Annotated in this window: 10 protein-coding genes, 4 tRNA genes, 1 other RNA gene and 2 pseudogenes; 11 read left to right on the top strand and 6 right to left on the bottom strand. The window is 72.0% G+C overall.

Annotated elements, in window-relative coordinates; genetic code table 11:
* The first annotated feature begins 116 nt into the window (after positions 1-116).
* Both IE273_RS32920 and IE273_RS32915 read left to right on the top strand, forming a co-directional pair.
* Positions 117-869: a hypothetical protein gene (locus IE273_RS32920; protein WP_229887771.1), complete on the top strand. Its 753-nt coding sequence runs from the start codon at positions 117-119 to the stop codon at positions 867-869.
* A 75-nt stretch (positions 870-944) separates the two neighbouring features.
* Positions 945-2000, top strand: a pseudogene (locus tag IE273_RS32915) (tyrosine-type recombinase/integrase); the annotation flags it as partial.
* 79 nt (positions 2001-2079) lie between these two features.
* Here IE273_RS32915 and IE273_RS32910 read toward each other — a convergent pair.
* Positions 2080-2167, bottom strand: a tRNA-Ser gene (locus tag IE273_RS32910).
* A gap of 119 nt (positions 2168-2286) precedes the next feature.
* On the opposite strand from IE273_RS32910, the gene ffs reads away from it, so the two are divergent.
* The 6 genes from ffs (at position 2287) to IE273_RS32880 (ending at position 11452) form a co-directional block, all read left to right on the top strand.
* Positions 2287-2383, top strand: an RNA gene (gene ffs, locus IE273_RS32905) — signal recognition particle sRNA small type.
* 67 nt (positions 2384-2450) lie between these two features.
* Positions 2451-4829, top strand: coding sequence for a DNA polymerase III subunit gamma and tau (locus IE273_RS32900; RefSeq protein WP_189818792.1), 2379 nt, complete (start codon positions 2451-2453; stop codon positions 4827-4829).
* Positions 4830-4920: 91 nt separating this feature from the next.
* Positions 4921-6186 (top strand): phosphoribosylamine--glycine ligase, encoded by a 1266-nt coding sequence (gene purD / locus IE273_RS32895; RefSeq protein WP_189818791.1) that lies wholly within the window; start codon positions 4921-4923, stop codon positions 6184-6186.
* A gap of 287 nt (positions 6187-6473) precedes the next feature.
* Positions 6474-8711, top strand: a complete 2238-nt coding sequence (locus tag IE273_RS32890) for a hypothetical protein (RefSeq protein WP_189818790.1) — start codon at positions 6474-6476, stop codon at positions 8709-8711.
* Positions 8712-8948: 237 nt separating this feature from the next.
* Positions 8949-10448 carry a N,N-dimethylformamidase beta subunit family domain-containing protein gene (locus IE273_RS32885; protein ID WP_189818789.1) on the top strand — a complete coding sequence of 500 codons (1500 nt, stop codon included), beginning with the start codon at positions 8949-8951 and terminating at the stop codon, positions 10446-10448.
* A gap of 104 nt (positions 10449-10552) precedes the next feature.
* A complete protein-coding gene (locus IE273_RS32880) occupies positions 10553-11452 on the top strand; it encodes a phosphoribosylaminoimidazolesuccinocarboxamide synthase (RefSeq protein ID WP_189818788.1) in 900 nt (299 codons plus the stop codon).
* A gap of 43 nt (positions 11453-11495) precedes the next feature.
* On the opposite strand, the gene IE273_RS32875 is transcribed toward IE273_RS32880, so the two are convergent.
* The 5 genes and pseudogenes from IE273_RS32875 to IE273_RS32860 form a co-directional block, all read right to left on the bottom strand.
* Positions 11496-11568: transfer RNA gene (locus IE273_RS32875), tRNA-Gly, on the bottom strand.
* A gap of 23 nt (positions 11569-11591) precedes the next feature.
* Positions 11592-12116: pseudogene (locus IE273_RS43975) on the bottom strand (DNA-binding response regulator); the annotation flags it as partial.
* A 114-nt stretch (positions 12117-12230) separates the two neighbouring features.
* Positions 12231-12303: transfer RNA gene (locus tag IE273_RS32870), tRNA-Gly, on the bottom strand.
* A gap of 80 nt (positions 12304-12383) precedes the next feature.
* A tRNA-Gly gene (locus tag IE273_RS32865) sits at positions 12384-12455 on the bottom strand.
* A 167-nt stretch (positions 12456-12622) separates the two neighbouring features.
* Positions 12623-12940: a histone-like nucleoid-structuring protein Lsr2 gene (locus IE273_RS32860; RefSeq protein WP_014673610.1), complete on the bottom strand. Its 318-nt coding sequence runs from the start codon at positions 12938-12940 to the stop codon at positions 12623-12625.
* Between the two features lie 310 nt (positions 12941-13250).
* On the opposite strand from IE273_RS32860, the gene purS reads away from it, so the two are divergent.
* The 3 genes from purS to purL are packed head-to-tail and all read left to right on the top strand — an operon-like array spanning position 13251 to position 16446.
* A complete protein-coding gene (purS, locus tag IE273_RS32855) occupies positions 13251-13514 on the top strand; it encodes a phosphoribosylformylglycinamidine synthase subunit PurS (protein WP_014673609.1) in 264 nt (87 codons plus the stop codon).
* The gene (gene purQ, locus IE273_RS32850; protein ID WP_189818787.1) at positions 13511-14191 is read left to right on the top strand and encodes a phosphoribosylformylglycinamidine synthase subunit PurQ; all 681 of its coding nucleotides are present in this window, start codon (positions 13511-13513) and stop codon (positions 14189-14191) included. The genes purS and purQ overlap by 4 nt, the downstream gene beginning before the upstream one ends.
* Positions 14188-16446 (top strand): phosphoribosylformylglycinamidine synthase subunit PurL, encoded by a 2259-nt coding sequence (gene purL / locus IE273_RS32845; RefSeq protein WP_189818786.1) that lies wholly within the window; start codon positions 14188-14190, stop codon positions 16444-16446. Before purQ ends, purL begins: the two co-directional genes overlap by 4 nt.
* The last annotated feature ends 83 nt before the right edge of the window (positions 16447-16529 follow it).

Here is a 16529-nt window from a genome sequence, read left to right as displayed (position 1 = left end):
GGCGGGACCGGAGGGCCCTGGTCGGTTCACTGGGTCCGGAGTGAGGCTGGAGGGACCAGGCTGGTGTCTGCTGGCTCGAGCGGACGCCGATGGGGCGACCCGAAGGGGTGATGATCGTGTCCAGCAGAAGCAGGCGGACCGTCTCCACGCTGGTGGGCCTCGCGCTGGCCGGCACGGTGGTTGCCGGGTGCACGGCAAACGACACCACCTCCGGCCGCGCCGCCCTTCGCCCGGCCGCCGCGCCAAGCCCCTCCGGCAGCGATTGCTGGAGGTCGGGCACATCGGGTGACGACTGGGACAACTGGAACTCATGGGGGCCGGGCATGGGGCCGGGCATGATGGGCAACGACTGCTCGTGGGGCCCCGGCATGATGGGCGGGCACTACTGGCAGCGCGGTGACGGCACCTCGGTAAAGACCCTGGATCAAGCGCGACAGCGGGCCGACGCTTTCGCCCACCGGCTTGATCTGCGCGTTGGCGAGGTCATGCAGTTCTCGCAGAACTTCTACGCCGAGCTGAAGACTCCCTCCGGCAAGCTGGCTACCGAGATCCTCGTCAACCCAGCCAATGGTGACACCGGGATCGAGTACGGCCCGGCAATGATGTGGAACACCGACTACGGCATGCACCCTCGCGGTCAGACACAGACCCGGCTCTCCTCGGACCAGGCCCAGCACCGCGCCCAGCAGTGGCTGCGTGACCGGGGCAGCAACCTGACCGCAGACAAACCCGACGCGTTCCCGGGCTACTACACCCTGCACACCATGCGCTCCGGGAAGATCAAGGGCATGCTGTCGGTCAACGGCTTCACGGGCGCGGTGTGGTATCACACCTGGCACGGCACCTACATCGCCACTAGCGAGCACTGATACGTGCCAGGAACCATCGCGCGCGAGACGCCCGGCGCCCAGCGTTTGCCCTGCCCTGCAATGGGCTGAGCGGTAAAGCTCAGGAGGGTGGGGCAGAGCTGGACCGTCCAGGCCTGGCTGGAGCACTGGGTCGAGAACATCGCGAAGCCGTACGTCTCCGAGAACACGTACGACGGGTACGAGGTCGACGTTCGCGTTCACCTCGTGCCCGGCCTGGGCGCTCACAAGCTCGACCGCCTGGAGCCGGAGCATCTGGAGCGCTTCTACCGGAAGATGCAGGAGTCCGGGAGCGCGGCCGGCACTGCCCACCACGTCCACCGCACGATCCGGGTTGCCCTCGGCGAAGCCGTCCGACGGGGACACGTCCCCACGAACGTGGCCGAGATCGCCAAGGCTCCCCGCCTCGAAGAGGAGGACATCGAGCCGTACACGATCGAAGAGGTTCAGAGTCTTCTGGTCGAGGCGGCCAAGCTCCGGAACAGCGCGCGCTGGGTTGTCGCCTTGGCCCTCGGCCTCCGCCAAGGGGAGGCACTCGGGCTCCACTGGGAGGACGTCGACCTGGACGCGGGGTATGTCCGCATCCGCAAGAACCGACTGCGGCCCAAATACGCGCACGGCTGTGGTGCGGAGCCGTGCGGCAGGAAGGCTGGGTACTGCCCGAAGCGGGAGCAGACCCGGCGCGAGCACAAGTCCACCAAGTCACGTGCGGGGCGGCGCACCATCGGCCTGCCTGAGCCGCTGATCAAGATTCTCCGCCAGCACCAGGAGGTACAGGACCGGGAGCGGATCGCCGCCGGTGCGGACTGGGAGGGCAAGGGGTACGTCTTCGCTTCGCCGACCGGTGGGCCGCTGAGCCCGAACACCGACTTCCACGTCTGGAAGCGGCTTCTCCGGGACGCGGGCGTACGAGACGGCCGCCTCCATGACGCTCGCCACACCGCCGCGACCGTCCTCCTGATCCTGGGCGTCCCAGACGTGGTGATCGACTCGATCATGGGTTGGGAGCCTGGGGGAGCGGCGCGGATGCGCGCCCGGTACATGCATGTGACCGGGACCATGCTCCGCAAGGTCGCTCAGCAAGTCGGAGACGCGCTCTGGGTGCCGCCCGGCACCCAAGAAAAATCCAACTGAGACGGAAACTGAGACGGACAACGTCGAAGGGCCCCACCGCAAGCGGTGGGGCCCTTCGACATCGTGCCCGGTGAGGCACTGGCGGAGGATACGAGATTCGAACTCGTGAGGGGTTGCCCCCAACACGCTTTCCAAGCGTGCGCCCTAGGCCTCTAGGCGAATCCTCCGCCGGAAACATTACATGACCGAGGGGAGTGCTCGCGAACTCGTTCCCGCAGGCCGTCCCCGGGTGGGGTCGCGGGCCCGATCGGGTTCGGACCGCCGCCCGCCATCGGGTACTGTGGGGCACAGCCCCTCACGCGGCGCTATCTGACTGAACTCCCCCAGGGCCGGAAGGCAGCAAGGGTAGGTCGGCTCTGGCGGGTGCGTGGGGGGCCCTTGCGTTCCGGGGCCCGGGGTGCGCGTCCGGGGCGGGGCCGGTTGTCAGTGGGCGCCATTAACCTCGTATGCGTGTCGTCTCTCGCGCTGTACCGCCGCTATCGCCCGGAGACCTTTGCCGAGGTCATCGGGCAGGAGCATGTCACCGACCCGTTGCAGCAGGCGCTGCGGAACAACCGGGTCAATCACGCGTACCTCTTCAGCGGTCCGCGCGGATGCGGCAAGACGACCAGCGCGCGCATCCTGGCCCGCTGCCTGAACTGTGAGCAAGGTCCCACCCCGACGCCCTGCGGCGAGTGCCAGTCCTGCCGCGACCTCGCGCGCAACGGACCCGGATCGATCGACGTCATCGAGATCGACGCGGCCTCTCACGGTGGTGTGGACGACGCCCGTGAGCTGCGCGAGAAGGCCTTCTTCGGCCCCGCGAGCAGCCGCTACAAGATCTACATCATCGACGAGGCCCACATGGTCACGTCGGCCGGCTTCAACGCGCTGCTGAAGGTCGTCGAGGAGCCGCCCGAGCACCTGAAGTTCATCTTCGCGACCACCGAGCCCGAGAAGGTCATCGGGACCATCCGGTCGCGGACCCATCACTACCCGTTCCGGCTGGTGCCGCCCGGCACCCTGCGGGACTACCTCGCCGAGGTGTGCCAGAAGGAGGACATCCCGGTCGAGGACGGCGTGCTGCCGCTCGTCGTGCGCGCGGGCGCGGGCTCCGTGCGTGACTCCATGTCCGTCATGGACCAGCTCCTCGCCGGCGCCGGGGCGGACGGTGTGACGTACGCCATGGCCACCTCCCTCCTCGGCTACACCGACGGCTCCCTGCTCGACTCCGTCGTGGAGGCGTTCGCCACCGGTGACGGCGCCGCCGCCTTCGAGGTGGTCGACCGGATCATCGAGGGCGGCAACGACCCGCGCCGCTTCGTCGCCGACCTGCTGGAGCGGCTGCGGGACCTGGTGATCCTCGCCGCCGTGCCCGACGCCGTGGAGAAGGGGCTCCTCGACGCCCCGGCCGACGTCCTGGAGCGGATGCAGGCCCAGGCCGAGACCTTCGGCGCCGCCGAGCTGAGCCGCGCCGCCGACCTGGTCAACGAGGGGCTGACCGAGATGCGCGGCGCCACCTCGCCCCGCCTCCAGCTGGAACTGATCTGCGCCCGCGTCCTGCTCCCCGCCGCCTACGGCGACCAGCGGTCCGTGATGGCCCGGCTCGACCGCCTGGAGCGCGGCATCAGCTTCTCCGCCGGTGCCGGTGCGCCGGCCATGGGGTACGTCCCCGGTCCCGAGGCGCACGGCGGCGCCCTCGCACCGGGCGCCGGTGCCGGTGCCGGTCCGGATGCCGGTGGCTCGCCCGTGCCGCCAGGTGGGGGGCCCGCGGCGGCTCGCGCGGCGGTCCGGGCCGTGGGGGGGCCGGCCGGGTCCGGTACACCGGCCGCGGTTCCGGCCGGTCCGGGTGGCCCCTCCGGTACGGCGGGTCCGGGCGAGTCCGCTCCGGTCGCCCCCGTCACCCCGGCCGCTCCGGTGCCCACGACCCCTGCCCCTGCCCCTGCACCTGCGCCCGCGCCCGCGCCCGCTCCCGCTCCAGCCGCCCAGACTCCGGCTGCCGCTCCCGCTCCCGGCGCCTGGCCCACCGCCGCCCCCGCCGGCGGCGGCCGACGCCCCGGCGGCTGGCCCACTGCCACCGCTCCGGGCGGCCAGCAGGGGCAGACCCAGGGCGCGGGGCAGGGGCAGGGTCCCGGCCGTACGGTCGCGGCCCAACCCCAGCCGGCCCAGTCCGCGCCCCCGGCCGCCCCGGCCCCCCCGCCCCAGGCCCCCGCCCCGGCCGCCCCCACCGGGGGTCTCGACCCGCGCGCGCTCTGGCCGAACATCCTGGAGGCCGTCAAGAACCGCCGCCGCTTCACCTGGATCCTGCTCAGCCAGAACGCCCAGGTGACCGGCTTCGACGGCACGACCCTCCAGCTCGGTTTCGTGAACGCCGGCGCGCGTGACAACTTCTCCGGCAGCGGCAGCGAGGACGTGCTGCGGCAGGCGCTGGCCGAACAGTTCAACGTGCAGTGGAAGATCGAGGCGGTCGTCGACCCGTCGGGCGGCGGCTCCGCCCCACCGGTCGCCGGCGGCTACGGCGGAGGCGGCGGCTACGGCGGCTCTTCCGCCGGTGGCCATGGTGGCGCCCCCGGCGGCGGTGGCTACGGCGCCCCGGCCGCACCCCGCCCCGGAGCCTCCCAGCCGTCCCCGCAGCCGCCCGCCGCCCCGCGGAGCGGCACCCCTGCCGCGCCCGCCGCGCCCGCCCCGGCACCCCGGCCGGCCGCCGCACCCGAGCCGCCGCCCGTCTCCCCGGAGGACGACATCCCGGAGGACGACGACCCGGATCTCGACGAGTCGGCGCTCTCCGGGCACGAGCTGATCGTGCGGGAACTGGGGGCGACGGTGATGGAGGAGTTCTCCAACGAGTGAGGGCCCCGCGCACGGGGAACGGCTCTCTTTGGAGGAAAGTCCAACAAACCCGGCGCCCAGGCTTCGGCAACCTTGCCATTAGGCTGACCCCGTGAAGGTCCTCGTCATCGGCAGCGGCGCCCGCGAACACGCCCTGTGCCGCTCCCTGTCCCTCGACCCCGACGTCACCGCGCTGCACTGCGCCCCCGGCAACGCCGGCATCGCCGAGGTAGCCGAGCTGCACCAGGTCGACGCGCTCGACGGTGCCGCGGTGGCCGCGCTGGCCACCGGCCTCGGTGCCGAGCTGGTCGTCGTCGGCCCGGAGGCCCCGCTGGTCGCCGGCGTCGCCGACGCCGTCCGCGCCGCGGGCATCCCGGTCTTCGGCCCCTCGCGGGAGGCCGCGCTGATCGAGGGGTCCAAGGCCTTCGCCAAGGACGTCATGGCGGCGGCCGGCGTGCCGACCGCCCGCTCCTACGTCTGCACCACCGCCGAGGAGGCCGCCCAGGCCCTCGACGCCTTCGGCGCCCCCTACGTCGTCAAGGACGACGGTCTCGCCGCCGGCAAGGGCGTCGTCGTCACCTCCGACGCCGAGGCGGCCAAGGCGCACGCCGCCGAGTGCGAGCGCGTGGTGATCGAGGAGTTCCTCGACGGTCCCGAGGTGTCCCTGTTCGCCATCACCGACGGCGAGACGGTCGTCCCGCTCCAGCCCGCCCAGGACTTCAAGCGCGCCCTGGACGGCGACGAGGGCCCGAACACGGGCGGCATGGGCGCGTACTCGCCGCTGCCGTGGGCCGACCCGAAACTGGTCGACGAGGTGCTGGAGACGGTGCTCCAGCCGACCGTGGACGAGATGCGCCGCCGGGGCACGCCGTTCTCCGGGCTGCTCTACGCCGGTCTCGCGATCACCTCGCGCGGGGTCCGGGTCATCGAGTTCAACGCCCGCTTCGGCGACCCGGAGACCCAGGTCGTGCTGGCCCGGCTGCGGACTCCGCTGGCCGGTGTACTGATGGCCGCCGCCACCGGCAACCTCGCCGACCTCGCGCCGCTGCGCTGGAGCGAGGACGCGGCCGTCACCGTCGTCGTCGCCTCGCACAACTACCCGGGCACCCCGCGCACCGGTGACCCGATCACCGGCCTGGACGAGGTGGCCGCCGAGGACGCCCCGCACGCGTACGTGCTGCACGCCGGCACCAAGCGGGACGGCGACGCGGTCGTCAGCGCGGGCGGACGCGTGCTGTCCGTCACGGCGACCGGCCAGGACCTGGCCGAGGCGCGCGAGCGGGCGTACCGGGCGGTGGGCCGGATCCGGCTCGACGGCTCGCAGCACCGCACCGACATCGCGGCGAAGGCGGCGCAGGAGGCACAGACGCAGGCGTGACCACGGCCGGTACGACTCCCTCGTACCGCCCCTCGCACCCCATCGGGCCCCGGAGGCAATCCGGGGCCTGATCTTTGCTGTCTGTCACCCAGCTCTGACCAAAGCCATTCCATCGAGTGAGCAATCGCCCATATGGCTGACGGGGGCCGGTGCCCCAACTAGGGTGCCGCGCAAGCGTTCCGGCACTTGGCCCACCGGCATTGCGATGTCAGTGGCGGGTGCCACAGTGGGGGAGTGAGCAAGACCAGGGCGGCACGCGATCGCGAGGGAGGGGGCGAGATCGGCACGTGACCGGAATCGGTGTGGAGGCGGGCGCGCAGGCCGCGCGCTCCCGGGCCCTCGCCGTGCTGCGGGTCCGGGGCCGGGCGCTGGCCGTGGCGCTGCTGCCCGCGGGCACCGAGGTGATCCTGCTGACCGGTGCCTCCACCGGCCGTCTCGTCGGCCCGGGGTGGCACGCCGCCCGGTGGGTCGTCGGCGTGCTCGCGGTGCTGGTGCTGCTGGCCGCGGCCGGTATCGCGGTGGTCGTGGGCCGGGCCCGCCCCGCCATGAGTCCCACGGTGCATGTCCCGGAGGGCTCCGCCCCCGACCTGTACGGGATGGTGCGCGACCTCGCCGACCGGCTGGACGTGCCGGCGCCCTCGGCCATAGCGCTCACCCCGGACTGCGACAGCTGGCTGGAGGACCGGGCCCATTCGGCCCACGGACCGCCCCCGCGTCCGGCGCCCGACGAGATAGCGGGCCCCGGCCGCCGCCGGGCCCCGGTCGCGCCGGTCCTCGTCATCGGCTCGCCGTTCCTGTGGTGGATGCGCGTCGGCGAGCTGCGCGCGGTCCTCGCCCCGGTCATCGCCGGTACGGGCCCCTCGGCCCACCCGGACATAGCCGCCGCCCGCCGCTTCGTGCGGGGGCTGGACGCGGCCGTGGCCGTCGCCTCGACCCGGGGCCGCTGTCCGCTGACCCGCGGGGTGTGCGCCACCCTCGGCTGGGTGGCCCGGCTGCTGCTGCGCGGCTGCCGGGAGCACGCGACCCAGATGGAGCGCGGGGTCGCGGCGGCAGCCGCCGAGCGCGCCCAGGCGGTGGACTACGGCCTGCGGATCGTCGCCCAGGAGCAGGTCGGGCTGGCGTACGCCGGCTGGGACCGGCTGCTGACGAGAGTGGCGCTGCCGGCCTGGCGCATGGGGCGGTGGCCGTCCCGGCTGGACGCGGGGGTGGTGGCGGCGCTCACCGAGCTCTCCCGCCGGGACCGGCTCGCCGAGGGCTTCGCCTCCCGGCTCGGCGAGCGGCCCGCCTGCGATCTCCTGGAGGAGCCCGGCGCGGTCGACGAGGCCGCCTCCCTCCTCGCCGCCCGGCTCTTCCACGGCGGTCCCGCCGAGTCGGGCCCCGACTGGGCGCCGGTGGACTGGCAGGCGTATCCCGAGGAGGTCGTGGACCGCACCTGGCGCGCCGAAGCGGCCCGCCTGCACCGCGTCCTGGACACCCTCGGCGTCCGCCCCTCCCTGGACCCCCGGACCCCCGACCCCGGCGGCCCCACCCTGGCCCGGGTCCTGGACCACCTCACGGCTACCGCCGAGGACGGAGCCTGGGGGGTGATGGGCGCCGACGCGGGTCCCGGTACGGGTGGGGTGGGTCCCGGGGCCGCCGGGGCTCCCGCAGCGACCGGCGTGGCGGCCTGTGGGGCTTCCGGTGCCGGAGGGAACGGCACTGCGGCCGACGTGGGTCCCGTGGCCGCCGGGGCCTCCGGTTCCGGCTCCCGACCGGACCAAGTCGCTCCGGGCGCCCAGAGCGCCCAGGGCGCCGTGGCCGCCGGGACCTCCGGCGCCGGAACTGACGGCGCCGGCACGGGGGCGATGGACGACCTGGCCGCTGGGCGTGCCGCTTCCGGAGCGGCCGGCACCGCCCCGGGTACGCCGGGCGCCCCGACCCCGAGCCCTTCCGCCTCCGGGACCGGTCCCTCCGACTCCCAGGCCGACGACGCCGACGGACCAGCCCCCGCCGATGCCCCCACCGCTGTCCCCACCGCTGTCCCCGCCGGTCCCCCCACCGCTGTCCCCACCGCCGACAGTGCCCCCGCCGCCCGGGAGCCCGGCCCCCGGTTCCCCTTCGGTGAGGAAGAAGACCCCACCACCGAGCGCAGTGCCGCTCTCGCCGCCGGGCTGAGTGCCGAGCTGGCTCGGGAGGAGGCCGCCGGGGTGGACGCGGGCGCCGCGGGCCGGCGGAGTCCAGAGAGTGCCCAGTGGGACGAGTTCGCCGGCGGGCTGCCCCTCTTCCCGCTGCAACCCCAGCGCACCGCCCGCGAGCTGCTCGCCGACCACGTCACGGCGATGGTGTGCTGCGCGGCCGTGGACACCGCCGGTGCCGTCCCCGCCCTGGACTGGCTGGACGGTCCCTCCCTGCTGCTGGGCGGTGAGCGGGCCGCCGACCTGGTCCCCAAGGTCCTCACCCTCATCGAGGAGGGAGACCCGGGCCCGCTGCGCGACTGGCTGGCCGCGTCCGGCATACGCCCCGAGAAGCCCGTACGTCTCGTCTGACCGGACCGTGAGCCTGCCGGCCCGTACGTCGCACTCCGTAACGGAAAGGCGACTTCCAGTTCAGGTCAATTCGCAACGAGTAGTGACCGTCCCCGTGCGTTATGTGATGTGCTGGGACCGACCACGCCCTTGGCAAAGGCACGCGACATACGACAGTACGGCCGCGAACAACCGAGCACGGCGAGAACAGTGAGCACCACCGCGACAGGCACGGGGGCCTGAGGGAGGGGAGCGGCCATGGCCTCGGACCACATCCGCCGCTGGGAGTCCGGAGCACTCGCGCACGCCGTCACGGACCCCTTCGGACAGGGCCCGGTGCCCTGGCTCCGCGGCAGTGAGACGTACTTCGACGACACCGGCCACGTCGTGCCGTGGTACGTCGACCCCAGCCCGCAGCGGCTCACCAGTGGCGACCGCGCACGCGTCCCGGCGCCCCGCGCGTCCGGGCCCGGCCCCCGCTCGGCCGACGACGTGCACCGGCAGATCAAGGGCTTCACCTCCACCGGGGCGGTCGCGCCCGGCGAGGCGATCGACTTCCACATCACGGTCGACCCGCCGCAGCAGTTCAGCGTGGACATCTACCGCATCGGCCACTACGGCGGCGACGGCGCGTCCAAGATCACCACCAGCCCGCGCCTCTCCGGCATCGTCCAGCCCCCGCCGCTGACCGCCGACCGCACGGTCTCCTGCCACCACTGGTGGCTGTCCTGGCGCCTCCAGGTGCCCTCCTACTGGAGCATCGGTGCCTACGTGGCCGTCCTGACCACCGCCGACGGCTACCGCTCCCACGTGCCGTTCACGGTCCGCGACGACCACCCCGCCGACCTCCTCCTGCTGCTGCCGGACATCACCTGGCAGGCGTACAACCTCTACCCGGAGGACGGCCACACCGGCGCCAGCCTCTACCACGCCTGGGACGAGAAGGGCCGGCTGCTGGGGGAGGCCGACGCCGCGACCACCGTCTCCTTCGACCGGCCGTACGCCGGCGCGGGCCTGCCCCTGCACGTCGGCCACGCCTACGACTTCATCCGCTGGGCCGAGCGCTACGGCTACGACCTCGCCTACGCCGAGGCCCGTGACCTGCACGCCGGCCGGATCGACCCCACCCGCTACCGGGGACTGGTCTTCCCGGGCCACGACGAGTACTGGTCGGTGCCGATGCGCCGGGCCGTCGAGGGCGCCCGGGACCGTGGCACCTCGCTGGTCTTCCTCTCCGCCAACACCATGTACTGGCAGGTGGAGCTGGGCCCGTCCCCGTCCGGGGTCCCGGACCGGCTGCTGACCTGCCGCAAACGCAAAGGCCCCGGCCGGCCGGTGCTGTGGCGCGAGATCGACCGGCCCGAGCAGCAGTTGGTCGGCATCCAGTACGCGGGCCGGGTCCCCGAGCCGCACCCGCTGATCGTCCGCAACGCCGGCCACTGGCTGTGGGAGGCGACCGGCGCCCATGAGGGCGACGAGATCGCGGGCCTGGTCGCCGGTGAGGCGGACCGTTACTTCCCGCGCACCCCACTGCCCGAGCACGACGAGCGCATCCTGCTCGCCCACTCCCCCTACACCGACAACGACGGCGTCCTGCGCCACCAGGAGACGTCGCTCTACCGCGCCCCCTCCGGCGCCTGGGTGTTCGCCTCCGGCACCTTCGCCTGGTCCCCGGCCCTGGACCGTCCGGGCCATGTGGACGCCCGGGTCCAGCGCGCCACGGCGAACCTGCTGGACCGCATCTGCAAACGCGACTGACACCACGCGACCCACACCCGGCACCCCGGCCCGCACCCCCGGGCGCGCCCTATCAGCCCCATACGGGAGAATCGAGGCATTGGACAGAACCACGGGGAGGAACCGTGTCCGGATTCGTAGAAAAGCCCGAGCCGATCGAGGTTCCGGGCCTGGTGCACCTGCACACCGGGAAGGTGCGCGAGCTGTACCAGAACGAGGCGGGCGACCTCGTGATGGTCGCCAGCGACCGCATCTCCGCGTACGACTGGGTGCTGCCCACGGAGATCCCCGACAAGGGCCGCGTCCTCACCCAGCTCTCCCTGTGGTGGTTCGACCAGCTCCGCGACCTCGCCAGGAACCACGTCATCAGCACCGAGCTGCCCGAGGGCGCCCCGGCCGACTGGGCGGGCCGGACGCTGGTGTGCAAGTCCCTGAAGATGGTCCCGGTGGAGTGCGTGGCCCGTGGCTACCTCACCGGCTCCGGCCTCGTCGAGTACCAGGAGTCCCGTACGGTCTGCGGCCTCGCCCTCCCCGAAGGCCTCGTCGACGGCTCCGAACTCCCCGCCCCGATCTTCACCCCCGCCACCAAGGCCGAGGTCGGCGAGCACGACGAGAACGTCTCCTACGAGGAGGTGGCCCGTCAGGTCGGCGCCGAGACCGCCGCCCAGCTGCGTCAGGCCACGCTCGCCGTGTACTCGCGCGCCCGGGACATCGCCCGGGACCGGGGGATCATCCTGGCCGACACCAAGTTCGAGTTCGGCTTCGAGGGCGACACGCTCGTCCTCGCCGACGAGGTGCTCACCCCGGACTCCTCCCGCTTCTGGCCGGCCGACCAGTGGCAGCCGGGCCGCGCCCAGCCGTCGTACGACAAGCAGTTCGTCCGGGACTGGCTGACCTCGCCGGCGTCCGGCTGGGACCGCAAGAGCGAGCAGCCCCCGCCGGCGCTGCCGGAGGAGGTCGTGGCGGCGACCCGACAGAAGTACGTGGAGGCGTACGAGCGGCTGACGGGCACCAGCTGGTCGTAGGCATGAAGAGACCCCGGTCCAGTGGACCGGGGTCTCTTTCCCGAGCGGACGACGAGGCTCGAACTCGCGACCTCAACCTTGGCAAGGTTGCGCTCTACCAACTGAGCTACGTCCGCGTTGCGCCGTGGCGCGAGAGCAACTATACCCAACCTCGCCCGTGTGTGAGACGCACTGCCGCAGGACGGTTGTCGGCACCGGGTTCCGTGGCCGCCGAGGAGGAGTGGTTCCGCGCGGTTCCCGGTGACAGAGCGGCCCGCCCGGTGATCTCCGCGACCGGCGCTCCGTCGGCGGCCGGCTCCGGCGTCCCGGCCTTCCGCGCGGTCGGCGGGGAGCCCCCGGCGGAGATCGCGTCGGCGGCCAACTCGGGTTCCGCGGAGGGGTTTCCGGCGTGCGCGGTGCGGATGATCTCGGCGAGCCGCCGGCGTCAGCGGTCTTCGAGGCGAACCCGCGCACACCGACCACGGGCGCCCGTTTCGGATGCCTGGGCCGCCCGCGCCCGGTGACGGTCGGCACTTCGGCGGCCGGGCGGTTCGGAGCGCGGGGATGTGGCGACCCTCATACCCCGCACGCCCGGTATCCGGAGGGTCCAGGACGGCCATGTCGAGTCGGCGCGGGCGGTCGCCGGCGCCTCGGGGCCGTTCGCCGCCCCCGCGACGACAAACAGCGGTATCAGAGCACTCATCAGTGACTCCTTCCCCATGTGTCACGGACTCGGCTCTTTCCGCCCGGCGGGACGACGAAGAAGACCCCGGTCCAGTGGACCGGGGTCTCATTCCCGAGCGGACGACGAGGCTCGAACTCGCGACCTCAACCTTGGCAAGGTTGCGCTCTACCAACTGAGCTACGTCCGCACTGCTCCCGATCGGCTCCCACCGATCGGTGCGAACACCAGCCTACCTGATCCACAAGTGTGGTCGTGTCGGCGGTGCAGAGCGGGTGACAGGAATCGCACACTGCGCCTTCCCCCTGGAAGGGGGATGTTCTACTACTGAACTACACCCGCACGGTCCTCGGGATCCGGCCTGTCGGCCTCGCCCCTCGGCGTGTTCCAGACATTAGCTGATCAGCAGGGGGGTAGCGCAAGTCGAGTCCCCCACAGGCCCCGTATGCCCCAAGTGCACGGCCCCCAGGGCCCTCTGACGGACCCTGGGGACTCGCCCCTTCGCGGGCTCACTGCGCGGCGCTGAACGCCTCGTAGACCTTCTTCGGGATGCGTCCACGGGCGGGGACGTCCATCTTGTTGGCCTGGGCCCAGGCGCGGACGGCCGCCGGGTCCGGGGCGACCTCCGTCTGCTTGTACGCCTTGCCGGACCGCGACCGCTTGCGGCCGGCCTCGACGTAGGGCGCGAGCGCCTTGCGCAGTTTCTCGGCGTTGCTTTCGTTCAGGTCGATCTCGTACGACTTGCCGTCGAGTCCGAAGGCGATCGTCTCCGCCGCTTCCGAGCCGTCGATGTCGTCAAAGAGAGTGACCACGACCTTTTGCGCCACGAATATCGGTCCCTTCGTGCGGCACGTCGTTACAGCTCAACGCCGACGACATGCCGAGTATCGGCTATTGCCAATTCATTTGTACAGTGCCCGGCAATGCAAAGTGAAGCCCGACTAAATCCGTCCGCGTGTCCGGGCGCAATAGGTGTGGGGGACGGACTGTGGAACTTTCCCAGAACTTTTCATGGGCGTGCGGCTTCGACACCCGATCGTGACGCGCCTCACGTACTTTCCTCCAACTCTACTCGCGTAGAAATTTTGTGCGGGTAGTCTGAAGGAACCTGCTCAGCACCACACACCGGGAGTGCCAGTGGCACGCGTCGTAGTCGACGTCATGCTCAAGCCGGAGATCCTCGACCCCCAGGGCCAGGCGGTCCAGCGTGCGCTGCCGCGCCTGGGTTTCGAAGGGATCTCGGACGTACGTCAGGGAAAGCGTTTCGAACTGGAAGTTGACGGGCCGGTCGACGAGGCCGCGCTCGCGCGCATCCGCGATCTTGCGGAATCCTTCCTCGCCAACACCGTGATCGAGGACTTCACGGTCCGGGTCGACGAAGTCGCGGAGGCGGCCAAGTGACCGCTCGTATTGGCGTCGTCACTTTCCCGGGGAGCCTGGACGACCGGGACACCCAGCGCGCGATCCGTATCGCCGGGGCGGAACCGGTCGCCCTCTGGCACAAGGACAAGGACCTCAAGCAGGTCGACGCCGTCGTGCTGTGCGGCGGTTTCTCCTACGGCGACTACCTCCGGGCCGGCGCCATCGCCCGCTTCTCGCCGGTGATGGAGCCGCTCGTCGAGCAGGCGAAGGCCGGACTGCCGGTCCTCGGCATCTGCAACGGCTTCCAGATCCTCACCGAGGCCCACCTCCTCCCGGGCGCGATGCTCGGCAACGACCACCTCCACTTCATCTGCCGCGACCAGAAGCTGCGGGTGGAGAACGCGGAGACCTCCTGGACCGCCGACTACCGCGCCGGCCAGGAGATCCACATCCCGCTGAAGAACATGGACGGCCGGTACGTCGCCGACGAGTACACGCTCGACAAGCTGGAGGCGGAGGGCCGCGTCGCCTTCCGCTACATGGACTTCAACCCGAACGGCTCGCTGCGGGACATCGCCGGCATCACCAACGAGGCCGGGAACGTCGTCGGTCTCATGCCGCACCCCGAGCACGCCGTCGAGCCGCTGATCGGTACCGGTCGTACCGACGGGCTCCCGTTCTTCACCTCGATCCTCAAGAAGCTGGTCAACGCATGAGCCGGACGCCTCTGGACACGGTCGAGCACGCGGCCGCGACCCCCGACGTCGAGCTGCCCTGGGCCGAACTCGGCCTGAAGAAGGACGAGTACGAGCGGGTGGTGGAGATCCTCGGCCGCCGCCCCACCGGCGCCGAGCTCGCCATGTACTCGGTCATGTGGTCCGAGCACTGCTCGTACAAGTCCTCCAAGGTCCACCTGCGCCAGTTCGGCGAGAAGGCGCCGCAGAGCGACGCGCTGCTCGTCGGCATCGGCGAGAACGCCGGTGTGGTGGACGTCGGCCAGGGCTACGCCGTCACCTTCAAGGTCGAGTCGCACAACCACCCGTCGTACGTCGAGCCCTACCAGGGCGCGGCCACGGGTGTCGGCGGCATCGTCCGCGACATCATCGCGATGGGCGCCCGCCCGGTGGCGGTCGTGGACCCGCTCCGCTTCGGCGCGGCGGACCACCCCGACACCAAGCGCGTCCTGCCCGGCGTGGTCGCGGGCATCGGCGGCTACGGCAACTGCCTGGGCCTGCCCAACATCGGCGGCGAGGTCGTCTTCGACGCCTGCTACCAGGGCAACCCGCTGGTCAACGCCGGTGCCATCGGTGTGATGCGGCACGAGGACATCCACCTCGCGAAGGCCTCCGGCGCGGGCAACAAGGTCATCCTGTACGGCGCCCGGACCGGCGGCGACGGCATCGGCGGCGCGTCGATCCTGGCCTCCGAGACCTTCGACGACGCCAAGCCGTCGAAGCGGCCCGCCGTGCAGGTCGGCGATCCCTTCCAGGAGAAGCTGCTCATCGAGTGCACCCTGGAGGCGTTCCAGGAGAAGCTGGTCGTCGGCATCCAGGACCTCGGCGCGGCCGGTCTGTCCTGCGCCACCTCCGAGCTCGCCTCCAACGGCTCCGGCGGCATGCGCGTCACCCTGGACGACGTCCCGCTGCGCGACTCCACGCTCTCGCCCGAGGAGATCCTCATGAGCGAGTCGCAGGAGCGCATGTGCGCCGTCGTGGAGCCGGACAAGGTCGACCGCTTCCTGGAGATCTGCGAGAAGTGGGACGTCATCGCCACCGTCATCGGTGAGGTCACCGACGGCGACCGGCTGGAGATCTTCTGGCACGGCGAGAAGATCGTCGACGTCAACCCGCGCACGGTCGCGCACGAGGGCCCGGTCTACGAGCGCCCCTACGCGCGCCCCGAGTGGCAGGACGCCCTCCAGGCCGACGACGCGAACAAGCTGCCCCGCCCCGAGACGGGCGAGGAGCTGAAGGCCCAGGTCCTGAAGCTGGTCGGGTCGCCGAACCAGGCCTCCAAGAAGTGGATCACCTCCCAGTACGACCACTTCGTGCAGGGCAACACCGTCCTCGCCCAGCCGGAGGACTCCGGCATGATCCGCGTGGACGAGGAGACCGGTCTCGGCGTCGCCATCGCGACGGACGGCAACGGCCGCTACGCCAAGCTGGACCCGTACACGGGCGCCCAGCTCGCCCTGGCCGAGGCCTACCGGAACGTGGCGACCACCGGCGCCAAGCCGCTCGCGGTCTCGGACTGCCTGAACTTCGGCTCGCCCGAGGACCCGGCGGTCATGTGGCAGTTCGCGGAGGCCGTGCGCGGTCTCGCCGATGGCTGCCGGCAGCTCGGCACCCCGGTGACCGGCGGCAACGTCTCGCTCTACAACCAGACCGGCGAGGCCGCCATCCACCCGACCCCGGTGGTCGCCGTGCTCGGCGTGATCGACGACGTCGCCCGCCGCACCCCGGTCGCCTTCCAGGAGGAGGGTCAGCTGATCTACCTCCTCGGCGACACCCGGGAGGAGTTCGGCGGCTCGGCCTGGTCCCAGGTGATCCACGACCACCTGGGCGGTCTGCCCCCGCAGGTGGACCTGGAGCGCGAGCGCCTGCTGGCCGAGATCCTGATCTCCGCCTCCCGCGACGGCATGATCGACTCCGCGCACGACCTGTCCGACGGCGGTCTGGTCCAGGCCGTGGTGGAGTCCGCGCTGCTCGGTGGCAAGGGCGCGCGTCTGGTCGTACCCGACGGCCTGGACGCCTTCACCTTCCTGTTCTCCGAGTCGGCCGGCCGCGCGATCGTCGCCGTGCCGCGCTCGGAGGAGGTCCGCTTCAACGACATGTGCGGTGCGCGCGGTCTGCCCGCCACCCGGATCGGTGTCGTCGACGGCGACGCGGTCGAGGTGCAGGGCGAGTTCACCCTCCCCCTCGCCGAGCTGCGCGAGGCCCACGAGAACACGATCCCGGCGCTGCTGGCGTAGCGCACCCGGGGCCCACGGCCCGAACGGCACACCGAAGCCCCCGCCCGGACCCACGTCCCGGGCGGGGGCTTCCCGGCTCACCG

Origin of the sequence: Streptomyces olivaceoviridis (assembly GCF_014650115.1) — a bacterium.
Taxonomy (GTDB): domain Bacteria; phylum Actinomycetota; class Actinomycetes; order Streptomycetales; family Streptomycetaceae; genus Streptomyces; species Streptomyces olivaceoviridis.
The sequence above is the reverse complement of the archived record's forward strand: the minus strand, read 5'-3'. Positions and strand labels throughout refer to the sequence as shown.